General features: G+C 64.3%; 8 protein-coding genes. All 8 read right to left on the minus strand.

Annotated elements, in window-relative coordinates; translation table 11 throughout:
• Positions 1-45: 45 nt before the first annotated feature.
• Positions 46-4,659, minus strand: coding sequence for a DNA methyltransferase (locus RJ03_RS29570; RefSeq protein ID WP_036508756.1), 4,614 nt, complete (start codon positions 4,657-4,659; stop codon positions 46-48).
• A gap of 2 nt (positions 4,660-4,661) precedes the next feature.
• Positions 4,662-7,547: a helicase-related protein gene (locus tag RJ03_RS29575; RefSeq protein ID WP_051025413.1), complete on the minus strand. Its 2,886-nt coding sequence runs from the start codon at positions 7,545-7,547 to the stop codon at positions 4,662-4,664.
• Between the two features lie 118 nt (positions 7,548-7,665).
• Positions 7,666-8,016 (minus strand): DUF2510 domain-containing protein, encoded by a 351-nt coding sequence (locus RJ03_RS35325; protein ID WP_245552426.1) that lies wholly within the window; start codon positions 8,014-8,016, stop codon positions 7,666-7,668.
• 30 nt (positions 8,017-8,046) lie between these two features.
• The gene (locus RJ03_RS36395; protein WP_083871417.1) at positions 8,047-8,475 is read right to left on the minus strand and encodes a PASTA domain-containing protein; all 429 of its coding nucleotides are present in this window, start codon (positions 8,473-8,475) and stop codon (positions 8,047-8,049) included.
• A gap of 120 nt (positions 8,476-8,595) precedes the next feature.
• A complete protein-coding gene (locus tag RJ03_RS29595; protein ID WP_051025415.1) occupies positions 8,596-9,219 on the minus strand; it encodes a DUF4352 domain-containing protein in 624 nt (207 codons plus the stop codon).
• A 10-nt stretch (positions 9,220-9,229) separates the two neighbouring features.
• Positions 9,230-9,547, minus strand: coding sequence for an Rv1352/Rv1906c domain-containing protein (locus RJ03_RS29600; RefSeq protein WP_036508764.1), 318 nt, complete (start codon positions 9,545-9,547; stop codon positions 9,230-9,232).
• 30 nt (positions 9,548-9,577) lie between these two features.
• Positions 9,578-9,958, minus strand: coding sequence for a DUF732 domain-containing protein (locus RJ03_RS29605; protein ID WP_036508767.1), 381 nt, complete (start codon positions 9,956-9,958; stop codon positions 9,578-9,580).
• Positions 9,959-10,011: 53 nt separating this feature from the next.
• Complete coding sequence (locus RJ03_RS37480; protein WP_157163529.1) at positions 10,012-10,302, minus strand: hypothetical protein; 291 nt, start codon at positions 10,300-10,302, stop codon at positions 10,012-10,014.
• Between the last annotated feature and the right edge of the window lie 203 nt (positions 10,303-10,505).

The following is a 10,505-nucleotide window of genomic DNA, read 5'->3' on the forward strand; positions in this document are numbered from 1 at the left end:
AATCCATTATTTCAAGGTTCGGCGTGCGCTTAGAAAACTACAGCCTTAAGGCGCTTTCCGGACTGCCAACTTGTGGAAGTAGTCATGTGCGAGTTCCATGTCGCGTTCGCGGTCGACGGCGGTGAAGGGCTCTGCGTAGGTGATGCCGTCGACGGTGAGTTCGGATGGGGGAAGTGCACTCTTTTTGCGGTATTCGGAGGCTAGTTTGGTGGGGAGTTGGCGGCCGTTGGCGTCGTAGAGGGCTTCGCGTTCGTATTTTTGGAGGACGGGGAATTGGGTTCGGTAGATGGTTAGGAGTTCTTCCGCGGTTATGCCGAGCATGATGGCGACTATGGCGTCGATTTCCACCTGGGCCTGTCGGCGATCTGCGGCTTTGCGGAGCGGGGTGTGCCATGTCCAGTGCGGTTCTACTGCACCGAGCTCCGTTCTGTCGGGGTAAGTAGCCCCGATCTCTGATACCCAAGTGTCTTGTTGCCAGCTGGAAGCGTAGAGCTCAGACCACAGTGGAGCGTAGGGCCGCACAAGGCAATTGAGGCGGAGGGTGCGGAGGATAAGCTGTGATTCGAGGGGATGGTGTCGAACGTGTGGGATTTTGCCGAGCGCTGAGGTTTTCACATGACCGACGCCCATTACCTTGATAAGAAAGTCGGCAATGAGCGAGCCCGTGAAGCCCGCCATGACAGCCAGGTCCGCGAAGTTCTTAACGGTTAATGAGAGGATGCCGCCGACGTGTGCGGGCCCGGGTGGGATGAGGGCTGAATGGAGCGTGCGGGCGGTCGCAGGGTCGCACATCTCGCGCCAAGCGAGGCGGAAGTAGTTGGAGCTGAGCTCGCCTTTCCACTTCGGGTAGGCGGACAGGTAGTCGGGGAGGGGGCGGGCGACCTGGTAGTTGGTTCTCGGGATGAACGTGTCCGGGATCGAGTCGAGGTCGATCGGGGAGTAATCGCCGCCGCTGCGCATTGTCGGATTGCCTTGCTGGTAGATCGGGGTGGCGACGGTGATGTTCGGGCCCTGCAGAATCACCTCCTGCCAGGTTGCGGGAGTTCCCGAGCGAGACTCGAAGTAACCATTTTTCCGATCAGCTGATTCATGCCAGCCTGGGTTCCATTCGAACTCGACGTCGCCGAGTCGTGGCGCTGCAGCGATCTTATTGAGCACCCTGGCGCTGGCTCTGTTTACCGGGTAGAGCATCCGCGCGGCCGTAGGTGGTGTGTCGGGCGCGTCGATAAGACTTGCCCAACGAGCCAGGATGGATTCATCGACCCGGGTTAGGCGGTCGGCATGAGGGCGTAGATCCCAGTTGTCCTGGTCGTCCCGAACGGCCGGCGCCGGACCGCTTCCGTCGTGGACGAGAGAACGCTCGACCACGCTCGGTCCGAAGATCCACGCGGCGTGGATAAACTGGACGATGCCGGGGTGGCCGTATACATGTATTCCGAATGTCTTCTTGTGGCCGATTTCCGGAAACTGGTAAGTGTTGTTGTGGAATCGATAGTGTCGGCGCAGCCTGGCATAGCAACTCTGCCGAAGAGTCGCCGCCCGAGCTTCGGTGAAATGGCTCTCCGGATGAATAAGAGTGATGATGCCCTCGGCACTTGCAGAACGCCACGTGCGTTCCATGAAGCACCGGTAGAGATCTGGCTGCAATCCAGTGAGTACGGGTCGGTCAATGCTGGAGCCAAGGTGCGCGGCTTGTGCAGCCTGAGCAGCGCGCTCGTCGAGGAATATCTGGCGCACTTCTGGAACTGCCAGCGCTTCTTCGAATTTCCGCCGCTTGTCCGCCTCCGATGGCTTGTGCGCCAACTGCCACCACGGATCGTATTCAGCCAGCACCCCGGCCTCGTCCCAGTCAGGGCGCACCCACGGCGGGTTACCGACCTGAAGATCGAAACCGCCCCGCGCAAACACGGGCCCGAAGTGCAGTTCCCAATGGAAGTAGCCGTCTCGTTCGGCGATATCGGCGGCGACGGTCAGCCACGGGTAGCGATCGAGGGCGGTTGCGATCGGCCGGGCGCCGGCGAAGGAGAGGTCCACTTCTTCGGATTCGTCGAGGCCGATCCAATCGAGGTCGCCGACGAAGTTCATCTGGTTTGCGGAGGGTGCCTTGTGCTTGGGCACGTTCGGGGTTTTGCCATGAGGCACCTGACCGAGGATGGCTTCCAGTCCGCCGATCCAGCAGTCCCAGGACGGCGGGGCGATCTGGGCTGTGAGCGGCCAGGACCACAGAGCACACCAGGCGTCCATTGCTCGACGTAGGCGCTGGAAGACGCCGTTGGGGTCGTTGAGGACGGTTTCGATCTGTTCCCGCGTGACGGCTGGTGTGTGGGGCGAGGGCTCGGAACCCCATAGCTGGATGTCGCGGCGGATTTCGGATTCGGCGATGGTCAGGCGGCGTTGCGCGAATTCCCATAGCGTCTCCACCCGTTGCGCGAGGCCCTGCAACCTGGCGACTTGGTCCCTGGCGGGGGACTTACGAATCTCGTTGCGCCACAGCCGAAGGGCTTCGCGTTGGTCGGGTGCGTAGGTCTTGGCTTCGCTGGTGTCGACCACGGCGCCCCATCCCTCGGAGGGGAGCAGGAAATGATGGATTCCCGCGCCGACCTCGGAACCCAGCGGCACGTCCTTCGGAACCGACTTGAGCCACGCCTTCTTGGCGAGTTCGTTTGGCATGTACACCGCGCGACGTGCGCCGATCAAAGAATTGCCGCGGCGCAGGTGCAGACCGAACCACGGTGCTTGCAGGCCTGCGACCATGGTGTCGAGCCATAGCGAGATTTCGGCCAGCTCGACAGCGGTCGCATTGAGGTCAACACCGTATACCTGGTGAAGGGCGATGTGCGCCTTCACCTTCTGCAGCTCGACCGGATACTGATCCGCCTCGATCAGCTCCCCGAGTTCTTCCTGCTTCCGCGTCAGATATTCACCGGCGAGCTGCCGCACAGCCTCGATGGCGAATGCCCCGGACCCGAGCGCCGGCTCGCAGATGGTGAGCTGCAGAATCTCGTCCGCAGTAGTCCGAGTGTCGTTCTGGTCGAGAAGTTCTTCCAACGCCTGCGACACAACGAACTTGGTCAACACCTCAGGCGTGTAGTACGACGCCGACTGTTGCCGCTCGCGCCCGGCCAGCCGGAAGACGAAGGTGCCCTCGCGGTGAATCACCGGTTTCAGCTCATGTGTATCCGGATCTTCAGCGCGGACGAAATCGGATTCGGAGAGGTGGTCAGCGCGGCCGACGGGAACTACCCACGAACCCTTTTCGGGATCCCCGTTCTTGGCAACCTCGTACAGGTCCTCCTCCGCGAAGAACCCGGTGTACGACATCAGCCCCTCGTACACGGCCCCGAGCTGGTTGATGCCGAGTTCGGCGTAGCTGATGAAACCGCGGTCGCCGCCCTTGCGGCCTTTCGACTCCTTCGTCAGCAGCAGGTGTTCCAGCACGCATTGGGTGGCTTCGTTGCCAAGGCCCACCTCGTCGATGAGCGCGGTTGCTTTGGGGGAGAAAAGGTCTGCGCGCAGCGGGTTGAATTCGAGACCCGGAGCCGGATCGTCGAGAAGGTTCTCCCGCACGGCGGGGGCATGGCCGCGATCAACTAGGTCGAACAGCTTCTTCAGCGAGTCGTACAGATGCGTCCCGTTGCGGGCGCGGTGGGAGACCAGTTCGGTGAGGGTGAGTTCACGCAGCCGGTCGAGACCGTATCCCTCTTCGTATTCGGCAGCTCCGGTCGGCAGCACCTGCATCTCCGGCGATGCTTCCGCATACAGCAGGAACAGGATTCGATACAGGAACCGCAGCGAGTGTTTGGCGAGTTCGTTGCCGTCGATGCCGTCCATCGTGAGCTCACGCTCACGGCGCCGCCGCACCACCTCGTTGGCGATGATTTCGATCGACAGCCGGATACCTTCGCGGAGGTCCTTGGAGACGCCGACGGTGTGCTTGACGGAATCTTCGAGAACGCCGGTCCACCAGATGCTGCCGTCGGCGTTGGCCTTCAGGGATTGGTAGCCGAAGACGGCTGCGGCGCGGTCGATTTCGCCGCCGCGGGCCTCGTGGCGGCGTTCCACGACGACCAGCAGGTCCACGGCCAGGTAGCGGCCTTCGGCCCAGCGTTCGGCCTCGGCGAGCAGCAGCCACTGGCCGGCCTGGACCACCACGAACGCGGGGGGAGTGTCGGAGCGGAAGGCGGCCGATACTGCCTTCGAGGCCGACTCGATCGGTTTGCCGTCCTCGGTGGCCGGGGTGATCAGCAGGCCGGTTTCCGGCGCCAGCAGATCTTCCAGCGAGTCGACCGGGTTGGCTTGCAGAAACAGCACATCGGGGATATCGAGGAGCTGGGCGTCGGGGATTTCCAGTTCGGAGCGGGCGCGCTCGGCGGTGAACGGAGTGAGTTCACCCTGGTAGCCGAAGGCGGCGCGGACCTGGGCGTGGGCCTTGGGGGCGGCGTCGGGGTCCTCGGCGAGGGCGGCCAGTGCGGTTTGCAGGTCGCGGGCGGCCGCCAGCAGGGTGCTGCGGACCGTTGGCCGGCCCTCCTTGGCCTCGGCGTCCCAAGTTTTGCGCAGCTCCAGGACCTTGCCGTGGAAGGACTCCTTCACCGAATCGGTGGTGAAGTAGTGCTCGCTGATCCAATCCTCGCCGACGACGATGGAATCGAAAGAGGGCATGGTCACTGATCCTTTGCGGGGACGATCACGAGCAGGGGACGCACCAACTGCTGTGTGGGAGCGAGGGACTCGGCGAGACGCTGTTCCTCGAGGATGCGCTGCGACAGTTTCTCGACCTTCTTCTTCTGGCCGCTGAACAGCTCCAGCTGTTCGGCTCCGGCGTGCCAGCGGTCGGCGCGTTGCCGCCAGGCGTTCAGGCGCTCCTGCGCGGAAGCCTTCTGCTCATCGAGAACCACCTTCATCGACTGGGCTGCCTCACGGACCGCCACCGGAATGAGGGGTTGCAGTTCTTCGAGGTCCTGGAGTGGTCCCGGATTCGAGGTGCCGGGCCGCAGGCCGGTCTCGGTGGTCAGGAAGTTCAGATCCTCGATCGGTTCCACCAGGCAGAAGGCCGGGTTGGCCGGGTTGGGGAATTCGGCGGTCGAGAAGACTCGGGAGACGAGCTGGCCGCGCCGGTTCATCAGGGTGCCCATCAGCAGCACGGTCACCGCGTCGACCCCGCCGCGGATGGCGAAGATCTGGTTGCGGCCCAAGGCGCTCAGTGCGCGATCACTCGCCCAGTCCAGGACCGGGTGCAGCGGGCCGAGGAAATGGGCCTCCGGCCACGTTGTGTCGTTGACGCCCTTACCTTCTCGCGCCGCACGCAACTGAGCGTCGCCGACGGCGGGGGAGGTGGCGAGCTTCAACCGTTCCAGCACGCGGCCGTCGGTGAGATAGTTCTGCGGGAGCTGGCCCAGCCGCTGTTTGAGATCGCGGGGTGGAATCAACTCGGCGATGCCGTGATTGGTGTGCCGCGTCCAGCCGACGCCACCGGCGGCCGGGTCGGCGTGCGGGACGTCGTGAAATGCGGCACGCAACGCCTCGTCCAGGAAGCTGATGTCATCGGCGTACAGGCTGTGGCGCGGTTCCTCGGGGAGGATTTCGGGTTCGTCGTCGGTCAGATCGAACTGGGCGAAGAAGGCGTCGAGATCGTTCCCTTCGGCCACCTCCTCGATGTCGCGGACCGCCTCGTCCAAGCTGGACTTCCCGGCCAGCACGTCACGGATCGCCGATTCCTCTTCCCCCACACTGTGTTTGCCCATCAGCGATGCCACATCACCGAGAGTGCCGTGCGCCTGATTCTCGCGTTCGAGCAGACGTGACAGCACCCGCAGATCGCCGGAGAACTCCGGATCCGAGGGCGCCAGGATCAGCGACGAGATCACCGGCGGATGCTTCTGGCCGTAGCGGTCGATACGGCCGTTGCGCTGTTCGATGCGGATCAGCGACCACGGGATGTCGTAGTGGATCAGATGGTGACATTGGGCGTGCAGGTTCACGCCTTCCGAAGCCACATCGCCGGTGACCAGCACGCGGATCGGCGAGGTCTCCAGTTTGAAGCTGTCGACGATCTGCTGCTGCTCCACGTCGGAGAGGCCGCCGTGCAGCATCGCGACCGCCTCGGGCTTCAGACCCAGTGCCGTGGGCAGCAGGTCGGTGAGCCATTTCAAGGTCGCCACGCGCTCGGCGAAAACCACTGCGCGCGTGCCGGATTTCGGACCTACTCCGATTTCGCGCAGCCGATCGACGAGGGCTGCTTGCTTGCCGGCGGATTCGGTGAACGCTTTGTCGTTGAGGTCGGCGAGCCGGTTCAACGCTTCCAGTTCGGCGCGCTGCTCGGGGGTATGCGGGCCGCCTTTCTCGCGGAGTTTGTTGCGGCGCTGGTTGATCGATTCGCCGAGGGCGGCGGGGGAGGACAGGAATGCCTTCGCCAAGGTCCAGGGGAACAATGCCTTCGTTTCACCCGAGTACGGCGAGCGGCCCGATTCCGGATGCAGCCATACCTGCGAAAGCTCCTGCGCCACCAGCTCTTCCACGGGTGAGGGCGTCACCAGACGGTGCACCGGCTCGGCGCGTTCGGCCCAGTCGCTACCGACCTCCGCGGCTACCTCGGAATGATGGCGATGTCGGCGGATCAGCAGTGATTGCACGTCGTCCTTGGTGAACGAACCGTCGGCCGCGACCGTGGTGGGGTCCAGGAGACGCAGCAGTTCGGCGAAGGACTCCTCGCGCCCGTTGTGCGGAGTCGCCGACGCCAGGATCAGCGCCTCGGTGTTCGGTGCCAGAATGCGAGCCAGCTCGTTGTTGAGCGTGCCGACGTTGGTGAGGTTGTGCGACTCGTCGATCACCACCGCATCCCAGTGCTGGCGTTCCAGATGTGCCTTGTAGCGGGGGCTTTTGAGGGTGTCGATCGAGATGATCGCGCGCTTGTAGTAGGTGAACGGGTTGCGGGTCGCGGGCAGTTTCTGCCGGACCTTCTGAATGCCGGCCGAATCGAGACGCACGAACGGGAGCGCGAACCGGCACCACAGTTCGTGCTGCATCTGCTCGAGGACGTGGCGCGGGGTGACGATCAGGATGCGCTCGCCACGTCCGCGTCTGACCAGCTCGGACAGGATCATGCCGATCTCGAGGGTCTTACCCAAGCCCACGGCGTCGGCCAGCAGGATTCTCGGTCGAATATGTTGCGGGTCCAAAGCTTTCGCCACCGCGGCACGCTGATAGCCGAGGGAGTCGGCGAGCATGCGGGTCGAGACCGTCAGCGTCTGATCGCCGTAGGGGAAGGGGGTCTTGCGGAGCAGCGACTCCAGCCACAGCCGCGAGTCGCGGTAGCCGGAGGAACCGTCGGGGACCACCTGCGCCTTGGCCGGATCGAGGACTTCGATGTCGTCGAGACTGCGGTAGAAGGTGGCGGTGGTGTCGGCGACCAGCTCCGACAGCCCACGCACCCGCAGCACCCACCCATCGGACCCCTGTTCGGCCGAGGTCACCAGCCATTCCTCATCACGGACCACCACGATCGAGCCGGGGGCTACCTCGAAGGTATCGGGCGGTTCGACAGTGGTCATCGACAGTGCTCCTGGGGTCGGGGTCGGCGGATCAAACTAGTATCGGCGGTGACGGGCGGGATGTGACACACGACCGGTCCTATTCGGCTCGCGTTGTGGCCCGAGTGCCGAACCCTCGCTATAGCCGCGGGGGAGGTGGTTGCGTGAATTCGGTCCACTTCTGGCCGTCGAACCAGCGCAGCACACCAGCCTGATCGGGATACCAACCCGGCGGTGGTCCCGCAGCCGACTGCGGCGGCAGGCCCACCGGCGGTGGCCGCTTGTCACCGACGCGCACCAGCGCTCGAATCACCAGCACCAGCAACGCGATCGGTGCGGCGGCAATCGCGATAAGGATCAGCGCGTGCGACGGCGACATGTCCATGTCGCCGGCGAACCAGCCGAGTGCGGCCACCCCGGCCCCGATCACGAGCAGCTTGACCCACCACTGTGTCGGCCCTGTCGGGCGGTTGGGCGGAATTGAAGACATATGGGCTACGGAAAGTCACGCTGGTTGCGATCAGGAGCAATCTCCCGGTTCGCCTTTCTTCACCACCGACAGCACGGCGTCGCCCTCACCGATCGGGACGCCGGCGGCAGGGGTCTGTGCGACGACGACCCAGTTGCGGTCGAGAATCTGCATTCGGCCGGCTCCGGTCGCATCCTTGCTTCGAGAGAAGAACACTCCGGCTTTTTGGATGAGGTCCTGTGCGGCCTGCAAATTCATGCACACGACATTCGGCATCGGCACTGTCACGGCTTGCGTGGCCGCCGGCGCGCTCGAGGGCGCCTGTGCCTGGGGTGTTTGTGTTGGAGGTGTCGTCGTCGGCACCGGGACAGTGGTCTTCGTATCGGCGATCGTCGGCTGCGTGGTCGTCGTTTCCGTCGCTCCGCAGGCGGTTGCTGCCCCGATGGCAGCGATAGCGAGGTATGTCGCGATTCTTTTCAAGGCACGGTTCCTTCCGGCGGGGGATGTGTCTCAGTAGACGGGGTATCGGTGGGGAGCGGGTCGCTTCGGGCTCGGCGCCGGGGTGGGCGCGTGGGTGCCCACCCGGCGCCGATCACCCGGTCAGCGCAGCGAAACCGTCGCGCCGCCGGAGAACATGGAGTCGTGTAGAACGATCCGGTCCGGTTGCGAATCCGCTGGCAGGTCGAAGACGACTTTGGCGGTAGTCGTGTTGCCGGGGTTGATGTTTGCGTACATGCTCTTGTCGGGTTGCAGGTTGATCGCGGCCGCGGTGTCGTTGCTGAACTTGCGGTCCTGGGTGTCGTAGAGGTCCTGGTTGCCGGGGGAGAAGCCGTAGGGGACCTTCGAGGTGTTGAGCACCGTCATCGTGACGATCGTGTATGCACCCTGGGCGGTGCGGCGTAGGTAGGGGTTGTCGACGACCTCTTTGACGCCGGTCTGCACGTCGGTGACGGTGAATTCGAATTTGCCGTCGCGGACCGGAGTATTGATGCCTGGTGGCGGCGGCTTCGCGGCCTCCGTCGCGCTAGCAGAGTTACCCGCGGTGGTGCTGTGCTTCGAACCGGCCGAGTCCTTGCCACCGAGGCCGGCGATGCAGCCGCCGACACCGCACAGCAGCACGATGCCGACAACCACGATCAGTAGAGCCTTCGGCAACTTGGGCTTCTTCTGCTGGATTACATACTGCGGCGGCATCTGCGGATGCGGTCCGGGTTGGTAGGTCATCGCGTCCGCCCTACTCGTGGGTCCAGGTGCAGCCCTCGACGTTGATCACGTCGCCGGCCCGTAGTTGTACGTAGGAGGCGCCCGAATACGACTCGCTATCGGTGGCCTCCGAGGATTTCGCGCCCTTGTACGGCAACCACGTGATGAAGCAGTAGCCGTAGTCGTCGGCACCCGGGCCGGAGGTGTAGTAGGTGCCCTCTTCGACATCGGTGCCGACCACCTGCATGCCCTCGTGCAGGGTGGTGGCCGGCGCGGCGGATGCTGTGGCGGCGGCGATGGTCAGGGTTGCCGAGGCGATGAGCAGTGCGGGAAAAGTGTTGCGGAACACGGTCGTAACTCCTTGATCGTGCGAAGAGGATCAGAGCTCGTACTGCGGGCAGTAGGCCTCGATGGCGGCGTCGAGGAAGATGTAGGGGTACTTCACGGCGCCGCGGGATTTCTCCGCGAGCACGATCTGGTTGTGCGCGGAATTGCCGTAGGCGTCCAGCCAGTGGCACTCCGCCTGCGCGAGCTGGATCGCCGAGTCCTGGCCGCTGCAGGTGTCGTCGTCCTCGGCGTAGTTGCTGAGGAAGAGATTGTCGGCGCCGCTGCGCGGACCGCAGCTGCTACCGGCCGAGCCCGACGCGGAGCCCGAGGGGCCGGTGTCGGGGGCTGCGAACGTCGCCGGCGCGGCGACGGTGAGAACGGCGGCGGTGGCGCCGGCGGCCAGGAGGGACGCGACGATACGAGCTGTGTTCATGATGCTTCCTGATGGTGAAAACGGCTGTGGCCGTGATGGTTCGGGGATGAGGATCAGCTGTTGTCTGCGAGCAGGTAGTGGACCAACCAGATCGGCGACCACAGCCCGCAGGTGATGAGGGTGAGCACGAGATGCAGCCCGTGCGGGAAGGATCGCTTGACGACGATCTGCGCGCCCGGCGGGTACTGCTGGATCACGTGCATGATCGGCGGCGAAACAGGCTGGGGGACAGCAGTTTGCGGGTATCCGGTGAGGTGATCCATCGGGTGGTACTGCGGGGCGGCCGGAGGAAACGGCGGATACGACTCGCTCAGCGATCCGGCACTCGGAGGGTAGGGCGGCATCGGCTCCGATGCGGGCCGCTCCGGCGGTGATGGGGCCGGCTTCGGGGGCTCCCATACATCGATAGGTATGTCGGGTTCGTCAGTCATGGGGAAGTCCTGTCGTCTGCGAGCAGCGTCGATTCGCCCCGCGGAGACGGGACTGCTGCGGAGGGGCCGGGGTGGTGCGGTGGTCCACCGGCGCGCCCTTCGTTTCTGAGGCTGAT

Source organism: Nocardia aobensis NBRC 100429, from assembly GCF_000308375.1.
Classification (GTDB): Bacteria; Actinomycetota; Actinomycetes; order Mycobacteriales; family Mycobacteriaceae; genus Nocardia; species Nocardia aobensis.